At 42.6% G+C, this 15,629-nt stretch carries 14 protein-coding genes and 3 pseudogenes; 16 read left to right on the forward strand and 1 reads right to left on the reverse strand.

Translation table 11 applies throughout. The features are described from left to right. Positions 1-58: 58 nt before the first annotated feature. From RCG23_RS15010 to RCG23_RS15050, 9 genes and pseudogenes are all read left to right on the forward strand, one after another. Positions 59-794 (forward strand): annotated as a pseudogene (locus RCG23_RS15010) (sulfite exporter TauE/SafE family protein). Positions 795-1,096: 302 nt separating this feature from the next. Next, the gene (locus RCG23_RS15015) at positions 1,097-1,621 is read left to right on the forward strand and encodes a hypothetical protein (protein ID WP_308176381.1); all 525 of its coding nucleotides are present in this window, start codon (positions 1,097-1,099) and stop codon (positions 1,619-1,621) included. Further along, the gene (locus tag RCG23_RS15020; RefSeq protein ID WP_308176382.1) at positions 1,605-2,972 is read left to right on the forward strand and encodes a 4Fe-4S binding protein; all 1,368 of its coding nucleotides are present in this window, start codon (positions 1,605-1,607) and stop codon (positions 2,970-2,972) included. Before RCG23_RS15015 ends, RCG23_RS15020 begins: the two co-directional genes overlap by 17 nt. 210 nt (positions 2,973-3,182) lie before the next feature. Then, positions 3,183-3,785 carry a YdhK family protein gene (locus RCG23_RS15025; protein ID WP_308176383.1) on the forward strand — a complete coding sequence of 201 codons (603 nt, stop codon included), beginning with the start codon at positions 3,183-3,185 and terminating at the stop codon, positions 3,783-3,785. Positions 3,786-4,551: 766 nt separating this feature from the next. Next, positions 4,552-5,070, forward strand: coding sequence for a polysaccharide deacetylase family protein (locus RCG23_RS15030; RefSeq protein ID WP_374049759.1), 519 nt, complete (start codon positions 4,552-4,554; stop codon positions 5,068-5,070). Beyond that, positions 5,067-5,294: a DedA family protein gene (locus tag RCG23_RS15035; RefSeq protein ID WP_308176386.1), complete on the forward strand. Its 228-nt coding sequence runs from the start codon at positions 5,067-5,069 to the stop codon at positions 5,292-5,294. Before RCG23_RS15030 ends, RCG23_RS15035 begins: the two co-directional genes overlap by 4 nt. Further along, a complete protein-coding gene (locus tag RCG23_RS15040; protein ID WP_308176387.1) occupies positions 5,261-5,671 on the forward strand; it encodes a DedA family protein in 411 nt (136 codons plus the stop codon). The genes RCG23_RS15035 and RCG23_RS15040 overlap by 34 nt, the downstream gene beginning before the upstream one ends. 164 nt (positions 5,672-5,835) lie before the next feature. Continuing rightward, entirely contained in the window at positions 5,836-6,819 is a 984-nt protein-coding gene (locus tag RCG23_RS15045) for an MGDG synthase family glycosyltransferase (RefSeq protein WP_308176388.1), read from the forward strand. A gap of 23 nt (positions 6,820-6,842) precedes the next feature. Then, positions 6,843-7,007: a hypothetical protein gene (locus tag RCG23_RS15050; protein ID WP_308176389.1), complete on the forward strand. Its 165-nt coding sequence runs from the start codon at positions 6,843-6,845 to the stop codon at positions 7,005-7,007. Between the two features lie 75 nt (positions 7,008-7,082). On the opposite strand, the gene RCG23_RS15055 is transcribed toward RCG23_RS15050, so the two are convergent. Beyond that, positions 7,083-7,862, reverse strand: a complete 780-nt coding sequence (locus RCG23_RS15055; protein ID WP_308176390.1) for an AraC family transcriptional regulator — start codon at positions 7,860-7,862, stop codon at positions 7,083-7,085. Positions 7,863-8,098: 236 nt separating this feature from the next. On the opposite strand from RCG23_RS15055, the gene RCG23_RS15060 reads away from it, so the two are divergent. The 7 genes and pseudogenes from RCG23_RS15060 (at position 8,099) to RCG23_RS15090 (ending at position 15,619) form a co-directional block, all read left to right on the forward strand. Continuing rightward, positions 8,099-8,830 (forward strand): ThuA domain-containing protein, encoded by a 732-nt coding sequence (locus RCG23_RS15060; RefSeq protein ID WP_308176391.1) that lies wholly within the window; start codon positions 8,099-8,101, stop codon positions 8,828-8,830. A 2-nt stretch (positions 8,831-8,832) separates the two neighbouring features. Beyond that, a complete protein-coding gene (locus RCG23_RS15065) occupies positions 8,833-9,867 on the forward strand; it encodes a Gfo/Idh/MocA family protein (RefSeq protein WP_308176392.1) in 1,035 nt (344 codons plus the stop codon). Continuing rightward, positions 9,864-10,900 (forward strand): annotated as a pseudogene (locus RCG23_RS15070) (Gfo/Idh/MocA family protein). Before RCG23_RS15065 ends, RCG23_RS15070 begins: the two are co-directional and overlap by 4 nt. Continuing rightward, positions 10,897-11,863: pseudogene (locus RCG23_RS15075) on the forward strand (sugar phosphate isomerase/epimerase family protein). The pseudogenes RCG23_RS15070 and RCG23_RS15075 overlap by 4 nt, the downstream one beginning before the upstream one ends. A gap of 18 nt (positions 11,864-11,881) precedes the next feature. Continuing rightward, a complete protein-coding gene (locus tag RCG23_RS15080; RefSeq protein WP_308176393.1) occupies positions 11,882-13,000 on the forward strand; it encodes a sugar diacid recognition domain-containing protein in 1,119 nt (372 codons plus the stop codon). 121 nt (positions 13,001-13,121) lie between these two features. Continuing rightward, a complete protein-coding gene (locus RCG23_RS15085) occupies positions 13,122-14,390 on the forward strand; it encodes a GntP family permease (RefSeq protein ID WP_308176394.1) in 1,269 nt (422 codons plus the stop codon). A gap of 77 nt (positions 14,391-14,467) precedes the next feature. After that, complete coding sequence (locus RCG23_RS15090) at positions 14,468-15,619, forward strand: glycerate kinase (RefSeq protein ID WP_308176395.1); 1,152 nt, start codon at positions 14,468-14,470, stop codon at positions 15,617-15,619. Positions 15,620-15,629 lie beyond the last annotated feature (10 nt).

Consider the following 15,629-nt stretch of genomic DNA (forward strand, 5'->3'; position numbering starts at 1 on the left):
TTATAGATTTATAATAAGGGGAAGAAATGAGCAAGCAAGGTAAGGAGATTGATCATGCATGTATGAAATCTTTAGCCAAATTAGCAATCTGCTTAGCCAGCCCTTTTTAAATATCGGTCGAAGTACAGAAGGTATCCCTATTTTATCAGCATTTGTTTTAGGGATTGTAGGTGCACTGGCACCTTGCCAATTTACAGGAAATCTAGGGGCTATCACCATATACGTGAATAAATCTGTTCAACTAAAACTTGCTTGGATGGAAGTTCTGTATTTTATTCTTGGGAAAATCGTTGTTTTTAGCGGCTGGGTATTCTGGTATGGATGATTGGTAGTGAAGTAAAGGATACACTGATTGTACTTTTCCCGTGGATGCGAAAACTAGTCGGCCTTTGCTCATTTTTATTGGGCTTTTTATGGTTGGCCTGATAAAACTAAGAGGAACAATCACGCTGGGTCGCATATCAGATGTTTTTGAGAAAAAAGGAAAACTAGGAGCATTTCTTATGGGTGTGAGCTTTACACTCGGGTTCTGTCCGACCATGTTTGTTTTATTTTTCTTAACACTTATGCCAATGGCATTATCAGTTTCATATGGACCAGTTCTTCCTGGTATCTTTGCGTTAGGGACTTCAATACCAGTCATAATATCGATTTTTCTAATCTGGTATTTTGAATTGAACGGAAAATTAATGAATAAAAAAGGCAGAAAACTGGGGATGATTGTTCAAAGGACAGCAGGCATTATCCTTCTCATTTTGGGAATAGTCGATACCATTACTTATTGGGGACTATAACATGGGTATTAACCATGCCAGTGGATGCATTTTAATAGTGAAAGAATTCACTTCGACAGCTTAATTCTAGGCTGTCTTCTTTGTTTATAAAGCAGATTGGCTGTAGTGGCCAATCTTTTTTACGTTCCTTCATTTCTTTGTCCAATTGAAGACCCAAACTCCCCCGTTCTAATCAAAAAATTCCACATACAAAAGTACAAAAAATGTTCAAAGAAAAACCACGGTTTCTGCAAACTTTTCCCTTAATTTATAGATAACGGAACAGAAATTCATATTTACATTATTTAATTGGGGTGAAGCTTATGAACTGGCGCAGGTTGATTATACCTTTATTAGTTATCAGCTTATCGGGTGCAAGAATCGCAATGGCAGATGGAAACCACCAGCATCAGAAGGCATCTGGTACAGGCAGCTCGGGTACGGAAGAAAACCATGATATGGATGGAATGAATATGGGTGATGGCCACGATATGGATGGAATGGATATGAGTGATGGCCATGACATGGATAGCATGAAGGGTAACGGTGAGCAAAGCGGCCACGACATGAAGAGCATGAAGGGTAACAGTGAACAAAGCGGCCACGACATGAAAAGCATGAAGGGTGACAATCATCATGACGGCAACGACATGGAAGGAATGACTGAAGGCGATAACATGGAGGGAATGGACATGGGAGGCAGCCATAGCCATGGACCTGTTAAAGAAACGCCGCCGAATGTGAAAGTGCTGGGTACGTTTGGAGCAGTCAACTTGTCATTCATTGTAATCGGCGTCTGGCACAAATTGTTCAGAAGAAAGGGTGGTTCCGATGGCACTTCCAAATAAGAAGGTGATAGATAAGAAAAAACCATTTGATTTATTATCGATTCCTCTTTTTAAAAAATTTATCCAAAGCAGATGGTATCCGGGTATTTTCCAATGGGCTGCATTTGTAGTTTTCTCTGTCATTGTTTACGAATTGGTCGCTGGAACCGTTGATCCATCCCGGAATATTGGTACCTCTTTAACCTGGGTTTTGTGGTGGCCGCTTGTGCCAATCTTTTTCCTCTTTATAGGCCGATTCTGGTGCGCGATTTGTCCTTTCGGAAAGCTAAGCGATATTATCAGAAAAGTGATCGGCAGCGAGAGGCCGATGCCAAAATTTTTAAGAAAATACGGGTTATGGATGATTGATCTTTTCTTTATTGCCATTACATGGAGTGACCATATCTGGGGAATTGTCGAATCTCCAAGAGGATCAGGATATCTGCTTTTAGTATTGGTTACGATGGTTGTAGCGACTTCGGTTTTTTATGAAAGACGGACATTCTGTAAGACTTTATGTTTCCTAGGAGGCTTATCAGGAAACTATTCCCGTTCTGGTGCGCTCGAGCTTCGTGGAACACCGGATATATGCCGGACATGTAAAACGCAGTCCTGCTTTAAAGGAAGCGACAAAGCCGAAGGATGCCCGATGTTCCAATTTGTTAAAACGATGGATTCAACTGCCGATTGCAATTTGTGCGGAAATTGTGTGAAATCGTGCCCGAACAATTCGATTACGATCTCCCCGCGTATTCCAACATCAGAATTATGGGGAATCAAACAGCCCAAAATCGAGCATGCATTTTTAGCGGCTGTCATTATGGGTATCGTTTTTGTACAAAATATAACAATGGTAGCCATTTGGCAGGATATTTTAAAAGCAATCGGGTCGGTTACTGGGACAGACAATTACAATGTTAACTTTACAGTCGCGTTTATTATTTCAATGCTGCTGCCAATCGGCTTGTTACTGGGAACTGCTAAACTCGCCACAATGACAGGCGGTTCAGCAGAAAAGGTAAAGCAGAATTTCATTCGATTTGGATATGCCATTATTCCTTTGGATTTGGCGGGGCACCTTGCCCATAACCTCTTCCATATCATCACGGAAGGAAAAGCAATCTGGTATAACACTTTAGCTTTCTTTGGAGCAAATGTTACGAGAGGAGATCTTGCTTTTGCACCAGCATCAACTGTACAAATTTTTCAATATATTATTGTGGTTTTAGGGCTGGCAGGGTCAGTTTACACGGTTTACCGTATCGGCAATAAGGGTTCATTCACGAAAGTGATGCCCTATTATATCCTGATGGTACTGCTGGCTGTCGCGAATATCTATCTATTCTCACTTCCGATGATGCATAGGGTTTAAGACTTCATTTTTAATAATATAGTGAGCCGATTTTCTCCAAGAATAAGGGGAACATCGGCCTTTTATGATTATGTTAATCTAGTGTTTGCGATCCTTCCTGGATCGATTCTGAATTATTCAATGTTTACTGAGAATTTTAAAGGAAATTATAAAAATAAGAAAATCATTTTTTTAGAAACTAACTTAAGAATTCTGGGGTGTTTTATTGAAATGAAAAAGCAACTGTTCTTTTTTAGTCTTAGTGCGGCTACAATTATTGGTTTAAGTGGTTGTGGAAATGACACAAACCATGTAGACCATTCTAAGAGCAGCAAGGAAAGCAAACAGCAAGAGATGAAACATAATAAGAGTGGCTCAATGAAAAATATGGATATGAAACACGGCCATTCCGGTTCAGGTGAAGTTCCTGAAAATTTAAAAGCAGCTGAGAATCCAACCTATAAAATTGGCAGTCAAGCAATGATCAAGGCAGATCACATGAAAGGTATGATGGGTGCTCAGGCAACCATTGTAGGTGCTTATACTACTACAGCCTATGTTGTGTCCTATACTCCGACAACTGGTGGAGAAAGAGTGGAAAATCATAAATGGGTTATTCAAGAGGAGATCAAAAATGCAGGTAATCAAACCATAAAGCCTGGGACAGAAGTTACGATCGAGGCAGATCATATGAAGGGGATGAAGGGTGCAAAGGCAGAAATTGTTTCATCCGAAAAAACGACAGTATACATGATTGATTACACACCCACTACGGGTGGAGCGAAAGTGAAAAATCATAAATGGGTAACAGAAAGTGAACTTTCAGCTAAATAATGTTTGTTTAAGCTATTATTCTTGAAATAAGGGTTCGTTTGTATGTGAAAGCAAAGTAGCCTGGAATTGCTCCAGGCTATTTTTATTCGTCCAGGAAATTATAAAATTAAATGATGTGGATACTTCTACAAGTTGTATTAATCTAGCTCCACAAGGAAAGCTTCGGCAGCATATGCTTCGCACGAAGAAAAAGCGACAGCTTTTTCGAGGAGCACCCAGCCCCTCGGGGTCATAAGCCAAATCACTCCAGAAATCAGGATTTCCTGCGTGATTCGTCTTATGCCTGTCGGGGCTAACCAGGGCGCTTGCGCCTTTTGTTCATGAATTCAATGGAAATTATTTTATTTATCCTGTCAGTTCATTTTAAAATATGCAGATAATCTGTACAGGAGTTGAATGGTTTTTATAAAAAAAGAGGTATAAACTAAGTGAAGGGGCTGTTCCATTATTTTCCCTTAAGGTGAACATCAATTATGAGTGAAGGGGAAACAGACTTTTTCAACGTCTATTAAGGTAGACTAGAAAGAAAACGCTTGGTTTTTATTGATTTGACGCGAAAGGAACGTTTTACATTGATCTTTTTTTACTTTATTTTGGCCATTTTTATTCTTATTTTAATTTATTCTGTAATTCCAACAATGATTATCCGTACCAGTGGAAAGGGAATAACTAAAAGGATTAAGGCAGATGGGATCGCTTTGACTTTCGATGACGGCCCAATCCTGAATATACCGTACAACTGCTGGATCTTCTTAAAAAATATGGCGTGAGAGCTTCTTTTTTTGTGGTTGGCAGCAAAGTGAGGAGGAATCCGGATATAATAAAACGAATGAATCAGGAGGGCCATACAATTGGAGTCCACCATTTTAACCATGTTTCAAGCTGGGTGCTGTCGCCGTTCCAATTAAGGAAACAGTTGGACCTTACTGAAAAAGCAATTATGGCGTGCACGAATGAACAGGTTATTTTCTATCGTCCTCCGTGGGGGCATTTTAATATTTTTACACCACTTCTTAGTAAGAGGTTTAAAGTCATCATGTGGTCAGGCATTTTCGGGGACTGGAAGGTAGAAAACTGCAAAAAAAGCCTTTTGCCAGCATTGCGGACCTTTACAGAATCCGGCTCGATCTTGCTGCTCCATGACTGTGGTGAAACATTGGGGGCAGATAAAGAAGCTCCACGATACATGCTTGAGGCGCTGGAAGCCTACTTGGCAGAAAGCAAAAGCAAAGGAACAAGTTTTATTACCTTAAAAGATCTCAACGAATTTAAGGGGACTGTATGAATATAGAGGCAATTATTCATTATATTGAAATATATGGTTATCTTATTATTTTCCTTTTCTTATTCTTTGGCATTGTCGGAATACCCGCTCCGGAAGAATCGCTTCTTTTTCTAATTGGTGTGCTGATTGTTCATCACAGACTTTCCTTTGGCATGGCCGTATTAAGTGCCACTCTTGGCGCTTTACAGGAATGCTTATTGCTTATTTCTGTGGAAAATACATAGGGCATCGATTTATAAAAAAATATGGCAGGTATGTGGGGATTACGGAAGAGCGCTGGGAGAAGGTTCATCGCAACTATACAAAAAATGTCCGCAAGACGATCCTGTTTGGATTTTACCTTCCAGGAATCCGGCAAATTAGCCCCTACTTTGCAGGAATCGCAAAAATTCCATTAGGGGAGTTTTTCCTTTTTTCGTTCTTAGGCACAATTATCTGGACAATGCCTTTTATTATAGCCGGGTATTATGCGGGTGGGATATTCAACATAAATCCCAAATATGTTCCCTATTCCGGAGTAGTTTTTTTCGCCGTATTTTTACTGTACGTTTTTATCAAATATGTAAAAAAGAAACAAAAAATGAAGAAAGAATCGGATTGATTCCCAAAAATTTCAAAAAGTATCTTATAATTAGATTAAAAGTTTATTAAAACAAGAGTATTTTTCGTTAAAAGTGATAAATTGTAAGAGAGGGAATAGTGACTTGTTAACTAGCACTTTCCATAAAAAAGTTTTCCTTTTCTTTTAGGACAGGAGATGACAAAGTGAAAAAAGTTTTGTTTTTACCACTCCTACGAATGCAGTCGGGACACCACCAAGTGGCCGAGACATTAATGGATATGTTAAAAAAGCATACAGATGGAATTACTGTAAAAAAAGTCGACCTGTTAAGTTATACAAATAAATCATTTGCAAAAATGATTACAGGCGGCTACTTAAAATGGATTCGCTATGCGCCCGAAACCTATAATCTTGCTTATAAAAATTTCTTTTATGTTCCATCGTCAAAGGAGCATTCTTTTAAATGGTCTCATATCTTCTTAAGAAAACTAGCAAAACTGCTGGCAGAGGAAAAACCAGATTTAATTGTTTGTACACATGGATTCCCTTCCTACCTGTTGAGCCAGCTAAAACTATTAGGGAAATGCGATATCCCGATCATTAATGTTTATACGGATTTCTTTATTAATAGTTTTTGGGCAAGGGAAGGAATCGATGTTCACTTCCTGCCTAACCAGGAAGTGAAAGAAAAGTTAATGAAGACGTATCAGATTCCACCGCAAAAAATGATTGTCACAGGCATTCCTGTTCACGAGGAGATTACTAGCCATGCCTACAGGGAAAAACCATTAAAACGTCCCAAAATCTTGATATCCGGTGGAAATAGTGGTTTGGGAGGAATTTTAAAGCTATCTGATGAGTTAAAGCACTCCACCCAATTTGACTATTTGGTGCTTTGCGGCAATAATCGCAAGCTTTATGACGAGATTCTTTCGTGGGGTTTATCTCATATCAAACCATTGCCATATCTTTCATCAAGGTCGGAAATGAACGAGCTTTATGAAGCGGCCGATGCGATTGTGACGAAACCGGGCGGTGTCACCGTAAGTGAAGCGCTGCGCAAAAGGCTTCCGATTTTTGTTCATTCCATGCTTCCCGGACAGGAAGAAATTAACCTGAATTATTTAAAGGAAAAGCTGCCGTATTTGAACTTAAGCAGAAAAGCTCATTTGAAAAACAATTGTTAAATATCTTGAAGAATGAGAAAAAAATGAAGCTTTGGAAGCAGTCCATTACGTCCTATCAGAAAGAAATAGAGCTGAAAAATCCAGAGGGAATGGTAGACTTGATGCAATACTTCCTCGAACAGCAGACTGCCGCTGTCCCTTCTGTGACAGTTCAGGAGTCTCCTGTTTTCGAGGCGGCAAGGGCATAGGAAGTACGTGTGCAGGTAACAAGTATAGGTAAATTCAAGGGCAGAGATGGGACACTCCATCTCTGCCCCTTTTATTTACTCCAGATCAAGACGCCTGTATGCCCCAGGGGATACACCATACTTCTTCTTAAATACACGATGAAAATAAGGATATGTACCGAAGCCACAGTTTTCAGCAATCAGCTCGAGTGTCATGGTCGTGTATTTCATACGCTCGATTGCAGCAGAAAGGCGAATTTCCTGTGCGTATTCCATCATCGTTATTCCGACACTGCTCTTAAAAAGGTGGACGGACCGGGAGACACTGAGACCGGCATGGCTTGCAACGTCTTCCACTCTTAATGCTGCTGTAGCATGTTCTTCGATATATCGCATCATCCGTGTCACCGCATACGGGCGATTAAAGGAGGGGACTGTTTCGTTGACGGACCGTTCCAGCGATAAACAAAGCGCCTGCAGCAGATAGCCAGTGAGTTCTTCGTTTTCACTGGAAGCTGGACGCCGTTTTTCGATGCTAATATGGCGCCATAGTGCCATGAGCTTTTCATCTAGGTCGATTCGAGAAACAGTCGGCTTGGCAGATCGTTTCCACCATTCGTCAACCCAGGTGCCATCGCAAGATAAGTGATAATCCCCGCTAATTTGCCTCTCTTTGACCAGTAGTTCATACTGATCCCCTGGTTTAAGTAAGAGAAGGTCTCCTTTTTCGAGACTGAAATTTTTTCCCTTGGCCACTACAGCGCATTTGCCTTCTGTTTGCAGACGGAAAAGATACGCCGGGAATCCTGATTTATGCTGGGAATGAAATCCTTGGGTGTGATAGGAATAGCCACTAAAGAAAATATTCGTCGTCATAAGCTCATCCTCTCTTAGTAAAATAGAAAACAGCAAAATAGTAGATGTTTTAATTATATCGTTTATGTTTATTTTAGGAGAAGTACTATACGATGGAATTAAATAAGAAATGGCTGAAATAGATTAGTAAAAGCGGAAGCCATGATGAAAAAAGGTAGCTGATTACCTGTCTGCGATGTGACAATAAAAGGTGTAATGAAAAGATAATGTGAACGAGAAGAAGGAGTGGGTTGGACATGTTGAACGTAACTGTTTGGAATGAAAACCGTCATGAACAAAAAAATCCGGTTGTAAGGGATCTTTATCCGAACGGTATCCACGGTACAATCGCTGAATTCCTTAAGTCAGAAGGATTTGAAGCAGGAACAGCTACTTTGGATGAGCCGGAGCATGGCTTGACGGATGAAGTGCTTGCCAATACGGATGTATTAGTATGGTGGGGGCATTTGGCACATGGCGAAGTAAAGGATGAAATTGTTCAAAAAGTGCATCAGCGTGTGCTTGATGGAATGGGGCTGATCGTTCTTCACTCCGGACATTTCTCGAAGATTTTCAAAACATTAATGGGCACAAGCTGTGATTTGAAATGGCGTGAAGCGGATGAAAAGGAACGCCTGTGGGTAGTAAGTCCAAGCCATCCGATCGTAGAAGGAATCTCTGAATATATCGAACTCGAAAAAGAAGAAATGTATGGGGAGCATTTTGATATCCCTCAGCCTGACGAGCTTATTTTTACAAGCTGGTTTGAAGGCGGGGAAGTATTTCGGAGCGGATGTACCTATAAGCGAGGTAACGGAAAAGTGTTTTACTTCCGTCCTGGCCATGAAACGTATCCGACTTACCATAATGAACAGATTCAGCGTGTTATTATTAATGCCGTGAAATGGGCGCAGCCGGTCAAACGAGAACGGCCAGTCTATGGAAATGCGAAACCATTAGAAGCCATTAAAGGGGTGCAGGAGGTATGACAATGGAAAAATTAAGAGTAGGCGTGATTGGATGCGGCAGTATTGCTCAGTATCGCCACTTGCCTGAATATCAATTGAACAAAAATGTTGAACTTGTTGCCGTTTGCGATATCAATGAAGAGCGGGCAAAAAAAATAGCGGGAAAATACGGGGTTACACACTATACAAGCTATGAAGCTTTATTGAAAAGCGGTGAGGTGGACGCTGTCAGCGTTTGTACACCAAACTATCTCCATGCGCCGATTACGATAGCGGCATTGGAAGCGGGCATTCATGTTCTTTGTGAGAAACCAATGGCCACATCGAAACAGGAAGCAGAAGCCATGATCGCAGCTTCTAAAAAAAGCAGCAAAAAGTTGATGATTGCGCATAATCAGCGTTTTGTAGCGTCACACCAAAGAGCACGTCAGTTGATCAAAAGCGGTGAAATCGGCAAAATCTACAGTTTCCGCACCGCATTCGGACACGGCGGTCCTGAGGGCTGGAGTGTAGAAGGAAAAGAGAGCTGGTTTTTTAACAAAGAAAAAGCATTCGTGGGTGCGATGGGCGATTTAGGCGTCCACAAGACGGATTTACTTCGGTATGTGCTGGGTGAAGAAATAATAGAAGTGGGTTCTTTTGTTGAAACAAGTGCAAAGGATTTTGCTGATGTAGATGACAATGCTGTTTGCATCCTGAAAACAGAAAGCGGTATCATTGGGACCCTTGCCGCGAGTTGGGCATATGTAAGCAAGGAAGATAACTCAACAATTATTTATGGAGAGCACGCCATCCTTCGCCTGGAAGATGACCCGGTAAATTCATTGGTTGTCCAGTATAAGAATGGAGAAGTGGTCAATTATCAGCTTGGGAAAATTCAATCGAATGATGAGGGCGGACAAGGCACCTCCCATGTTATCGATTATTTTGTGGAAGCTGTTCTCCGAGACCAGGAGCCGCCGGTTACTGGGGAGGAAGGCATGAAATCACTTGCAGTTATTTTAGCTGCCCTTGAATCTAATGAAACAAAACAAATTGTAAGCGTGAACGGCCGATGAAAAAGCTGCGCATTGGAATAATAGGGGTTGGCGGGATCGCACTGGGGCGCCATATCCCGGCTTTTCTAAAGTTGACTGAGTGGTGTGAAATCGCGGCCTTAAGTGATATCAATCTTGTACGTGCGAAAGAAACAGCCGAAAAATATAACATCCCGAATGTGTTTGAGGATTATCACGACCTTTTCTCGGCCGTGGATGCAGTTTGTATCTGTACGCCGAATAAATTTCACGCTGAGATTACCATTGCCGCGTTTGATGCCGGGTCCATGTTTTGTGTGAGAAGCCTATGGCGATTAGCGGTACAGAATGTGAAGCGATGATTTCCGCCGCCAAAAAGGCCGATAAGGTCCTGGCTATTGCATACCACTTCCGATTTATGAGGGAGGCTCAAGCCGCCAAAAATATCATGACAGAAATAGGCAGGCCGCTGGTGGCAAGAGTTCAAGCGTTAAGAAGGCGTAAAGTACCAGGATGGGGCGTTTTTACGAATAAGGACCTTCAAGGCGGCGGAAGTCTGATTGACTATGGCTGCCACCTTCTTGATTTAGCTCTTTGGCTGATGGGAAACCCAAAACAAATCACTGTGTCTGGAAGTACGTATAACGCATTAAGTAAGACACCCGATCAAGTGAATCTATGGGGTGATTACGATCATGAAAACTTTAATGTGGATGATCATGTAACAGCGTATATAAAATTTGAAAATGGCGCGTCGATGTTATTTGAAACCTCATGGGCAGCGAATATAAAAGACGACCTTGAGCATGTCAGCATTTCAGGGGTCGACGGCGGTTTAAGTGTTTTTCCGCTCGAACTCTATACAGCAAAAAAAGGAATGCTCGCAAACACAGAGGCCGCCTGGCTTCCTGGCGAGGAAGATCCCGGGCTTCCGCAGGCGAAAAACTTTGTTGATGCCTGCCTCGGACTTGATGAGCTGGTGGTAAAACCTGAGCAGGCGCTTCAAGTTTCACAAATCATTGACCGTATTTATGAAAGCAGTATGAATTTTCAAGGCGAGGAGACTACATTATGAAGCTAGGTGTTTTTACTGTACTATTTGCTGAAAAGTCGTTCGAAGAAATGCTGGATACTGTAAAAGAAGCGGGATTGCATGCGGTTGAAATCGGTACGGGCTGTTATCCTGGAAACAACCATTGTGATCTGGATGTATTGTTGGAAAACGAAGAGGCCGCAGGCAATATATCGAAAAAGTGGAACAGCGTGATTTAATCATTAGCGCGTTCAGCTGCCATGGCAACCCGATTTCTCCTGAAAAAGAATTTGCATCTAAGTCCCATGAGACACTTCTTAAAACGATTAAGCTTGCTTCATTGCTGGGCGTGCCGGTCGTGAACTGTTTCTCGGGGACAGCAGGAGATCACGATGGAGCTAAGTATCCCAATTGGCCGGTTACTCCTGGCCTAATGAATATGGAGACGTTTTAAAGTGGCAATGGGAGGAAAAGCTGATTCCTTACTGGAAGGAAGTTGGGCAATTTGCGAAGGAGCATAATGTGAAAATTGGTCTTGAGCTTCATGGCGGGTTTTTAGTCCATACACCTTATACACTCTTAAAGCTGCGGGCAGAAACGTGTGACGCTATTGGCGCTAATTTAGATCCAAGCCACTTATGGTGGCAGGGAATTGACCCGGTTGCCGCGATCAAAATTTTGGCCAAAGAAAATGCGATTCACCATTTTCATGCAAAAGACACATACATCGATCAGGAAAATGTAAACATGTATGGGTTAACAGATATGCAGCCATACGGTGAAGTGAGGACAAGGGCGTGGTCGTTCCGTTCGGTTGGCTGCGGACATAGCTTAAAGGAATGGTCTGACATGATGAGTGCACTCCGTACCTACGGCTACGATTATGTTGTTAGCATCGAGCATGAAGACCCGATCATGTCGATTGAAGAAGGCTTTAACCGTGCGGTAAATAATTTGAAAGCGGTCTTAATTGAACAGCCAGTTTCCCAGATGTGGTGGGTGTAGTAAGAAGGCGGTATCTGTATGAAATTTTTAAATAAACAGCTCGCCCAGGAAATCGTTGACCGGACGATGGCAATCATCGGACACAATATCAATGTCATGAATGATAAAGGAGTGATTATCGGTTCTGGGGATATAGAAAGAATCGATGATTTCCATGAAGGTGCACTTTTGGTCATCGACACAAAAGAGGGCATTGAGGTCAATGAGCAAAATAGGGGCATGCTTCATGGAGTTAAGCCCGGGATCAATCTGCCGATTACGTTTGAAAAAGAGGTAGTTGGCGTTGTGGGGATTACAGGTCCTCCCGATGAAATTCGCAGCTTTGGCGAGCTGATAAAGATGACTGCTGAAATTATTCTACAGCAGGCTGTTCTGATGGATCAGGTGCGCTGGGACGAACGCCTGAAGGAAGAGATTGTCAGCCAGATGATTCATGCGGAAGTGAAACCTGATGCGTTATTTTTTGAGCGTGCGAAACGGATTTCAATTGATATTCATATACCCAGGGTAGCACTTCTAATTAAATCAACTGACTGTCTGGCAGTTTTGAATCTGATTAAGGACAGCTTTGACCAAAATGACTTATTCCTTATGCAGTCAGATGCTGTTTTGATTTTGAAAAAAATCCATTTAAAAAATGAGTTGTGGAATCGAGAAGAAACATTGCATACAGCTGTTAAATGGCTGAAGCTTTTACAAAAAATGAAGGAGCCTGCCAGGATAGGAATTGGAGACTATCAGGCTGGGCTGGTCGGCATCTCAAAGTCCTATTTTCAAGCGAGGGCCACGGCTGAAGTGGGAATAAAATTAGACCCGTTGAAATTAATATATTTATTTGAGGATTATCGTTTACCGGTTTTTCTTTTGGATGCAGCCCAAAATGGGATTGAGCAAAAGCTGACTCCTTATTATGCTGAAATCACAAAGCACGATAAAAAAGGCGAGCTCATCGAAACACTGCAGGCTTATATAGAAGAGAACGGTGAGATCAATACTGTATCCCAAAAATTATTCATTCACCGTAATACGCTTCGCTACAGGCTAGACCGGATTACGGAAATTACGGGCAAGGATCCGCGGAAGGTGAAGGATTTGCTCGACTTATATCTCGCCTTATTATATTCTAAAATCCATTAATTGTGCATTTGCACAAAAGGTCCAGTAATTTAGGGACCTTTTTTTGATGTTCTGAATAAAGAAATTATCGCGGAAAACGCTTACAATTTGTAGATATCACAGGTGAAAAGGAGGCATACATATGGATATTCAAGTAAGCGCTTTCGGGGCGATTTGTGCTCTTGTCATTGCGATTATTCTCATTTTGAAGAAGGTCTCTCCTGCCTACGGGATGATTGCCGGAGCGTTAGTCGGCGGTTTAATCGGGGGTGTGGATATTACAAATACCGTTACCTTAATGATGGAGGGTGCGAAAGGCATTATTCCAGCCGTATTAAGGATTCTGGCAGCAGGGGTTTTGGCTGGTGTCCTAATTGAATCAGGAGCCGCAGCCGTCATTGCTGAAACGATAGTAAAAAAACTCGGTGAAACTAGGGCATTGCTCGCATTGGCAGTTGCCACGCTGATTTTAACCGCAGTTGGTGTTTTCATTGATGTTGCCGTTATTACTGTATCACCGATTGCTCTTGCGATTGCCAAGAGAGCAGGGATTTCGAAAACAGCGATTTTGCTTGCGATGATTGGCGGAGGAAAGGCAGGCAACCTGATGTCACCAAACCCGAATGCGATTGCTGCATCCGATGCTTTTAAAATACCGTTAACGTCTATCATGGCAGCGGGTATCATCCCGGCTATATTCGGACTGGCATTAACTTATTTTGTCGCGAAAAAGCTTGTCAACAAAGGCAGTAAGGTCGAAGCTAAAGAGATTGAAAACACTGTTACAGGCAAGCTTCCGTTATTTTTGCCAGCGATTGTTGCACCTTTGGTTACGATTATCCTGCTTGCCCTTCGTCCATTATTCGATATTGCGATTGACCCGATGCTTGCATTGCCAATCGGGGGTATAGCCGGTGCGCTTGTAATGGGACGAGGAAAACACATCAACCATTATGCTGTCTCAGGACTTGGGAAAATGTCAGGCGTGGCAATCATGCTGCTTGGAACAGGTACTTTGGCTGGAATTATTGCGAATTCCGGACTAAAAGATGTGGTGATTGATAGTTTAAATGCCTTAGGGCTTCCTGGATATGTATTGGCACCAGTATCGGGTATCTTCATGTCAGCGGCTACTGCTTCAACAACTGCAGGTACGGCAGTTGCGAGCCAAGTATTTGGGGCGACGATTCTGCAAATGGGCGTTTCAGCACTGGCTGGTGCAGCCATGATCCATGCAGGTGCGACCGTTCTTGACCACCTGCCGCACGGAAGCTTCTTCCATGCAACAGGCGGAAGCGTCAATATGGAAATTAAAGAACGCTTAAAAGTGATTCCTTACGAAACGTTAATCGGTTTAACGATGGCAATCATTTCAACGATTATCTTTGGGGTATTCAAGTTATTTGGTTAATGCAGGGGTCCGGTCGGCAGGCTATTAACACGCTGGCTGCAGAAGCCCTTGGCAAACGATGAACGGAGTGTGCAGTTATGAAAATCGTTATTGCGCCAGATTCTTTTAAAGAGAGTTTATCTGCCCTACAGGTGGCGGATTCAATCGAAAAGGGGATGCGCTCTATTTTTCCGGAAGCGGATTTTGTGAAAATTCCGATGGCTGACGGTGGGGAAGGCACGGTCCAATCCCTGGTCGATGCAACTGGAGGAACCATCATTCATAAAAAAGTAACGGGACCGCTTGGCGAGCCGGTTAATGCCTTTTTCGGCATGCTTGGAAACGGAAAAACGGCTGTTATCGAAATGGCAGCTGCTTCGGGACTTCATCTTGTTCCATTTAAAAAAAGAAACCCGCTGTTAACCTCAACGAGAGGAACGGGGGAATTGATTAAAGCCGCTTTTGAACATGGGGTAGAACATATCATCATCGGAATTGGCGGCAGCGCAACAAATGATGGTGGTGCTGGAATGGCAAAAGCCCTGGGTGCAAGACTTTTGAATGAACAGGGAATGGAAATAGCTGAAGGGGGAGGTGGACTGGCTGAGCTTGCTCAAATTGACCTATCTGAAATGGACAGCCGATTAGCAAGGATAAAATTTGAGGTTGCCTGCGATGTAGATAATCCTTTGACAGGTGAAAGAGGGGCATCCGCTATCTTTGGACCGCAAAAAGGCGCCACTCTTGAAATGGTACAGCAGCTTGACCGAAACCTAGGACACTATGCAGCGATTATTGAGCGTGATTTAGGCAAATCAATTAAGGATGTATCTGGTGCAGGAGCGGCAGGAGGCCTAGGCGGAGGACTACTTGCCTTTTTGCCCGCTGTGCTAAAAAGAGGTGTGGAGATTGTCATTGAAGCGACCGGGCTGGATGGCCATGTGCAGGGAGCGGACATTGTCATCACTGGTGAAGGAAAAATAGACGGTCAAACCATTTATGGAAAAACGCCGATTGGAGTCGCCAAGACGGCGAAACGCCTTGGTACCCCGGTCATTGCTATTGCCGGTAATGTCGCTAATGACAGTGCGGTTGTCCATGAACACGGAATCGACGCAGTATTCAGCATTATACCCGGTGTAATTACTTTGGAGGCAGCCTTTGAAAATGCCTCCCAATATGTCGAAAGCACCTCCCGCAATCTTGCCTTAATGATGAAGCTGGGTATGAGTTTTTCAGCAAAAAAATAATAGAAATGTG

It is taken from the genome of Neobacillus sp. PS3-34 (assembly GCF_030915465.1).
GTDB lineage: Bacteria > Bacillota > Bacilli > Bacillales > Cytobacillaceae > Neobacillus_A.

Bases quoted from the DNA above. Each gene is read 5' to 3' on its own strand.
- RCG23_RS15015 (WP_308176381.1), top strand. From the start codon at position 1,097: ATGAACTGGCGCAGGTTGATTATACCTTTATTAGTTATCAGCTTATCG.
- RCG23_RS15020 (WP_308176382.1), top strand. From the start codon at position 1,605: ATGGCACTTCCAAATAAGAAGGTGATAGATAAGAAAAAACCATTTGAT.
- RCG23_RS15025 (WP_308176383.1), top strand. From the start codon at position 3,183: ATGAAAAAGCAACTGTTCTTTTTTAGTCTTAGTGCGGCTACAATTATT.
- RCG23_RS15035 (WP_308176386.1), top strand. From the start codon at position 5,067: ATGAATATAGAGGCAATTATTCATTATATTGAAATATATGGTTATCTT.
- RCG23_RS15040 (WP_308176387.1), top strand. From the start codon at position 5,261: ATGCTTATTGCTTATTTCTGTGGAAAATACATAGGGCATCGATTTATA.
- RCG23_RS15050 (WP_308176389.1), top strand. From the start codon at position 6,843: ATGAAGCTTTGGAAGCAGTCCATTACGTCCTATCAGAAAGAAATAGAG.
- RCG23_RS15055 (WP_308176390.1), bottom strand. From the start codon at position 7,862: ATGACGACGAATATTTTCTTTAGTGGCTATTCCTATCACACCCAAGGA.
- RCG23_RS15060 (WP_308176391.1), top strand. From the start codon at position 8,099: ATGTTGAACGTAACTGTTTGGAATGAAAACCGTCATGAACAAAAAAAT.
- RCG23_RS15065 (WP_308176392.1), top strand. From the start codon at position 8,833: ATGGAAAAATTAAGAGTAGGCGTGATTGGATGCGGCAGTATTGCTCAG.
- RCG23_RS15080 (WP_308176393.1), top strand. From the start codon at position 11,882: ATGAAATTTTTAAATAAACAGCTCGCCCAGGAAATCGTTGACCGGACG.
- RCG23_RS15085 (WP_308176394.1), top strand. From the start codon at position 13,122: ATGGATATTCAAGTAAGCGCTTTCGGGGCGATTTGTGCTCTTGTCATT.
- RCG23_RS15090 (WP_308176395.1), top strand. From the start codon at position 14,468: ATGAAAATCGTTATTGCGCCAGATTCTTTTAAAGAGAGTTTATCTGCC.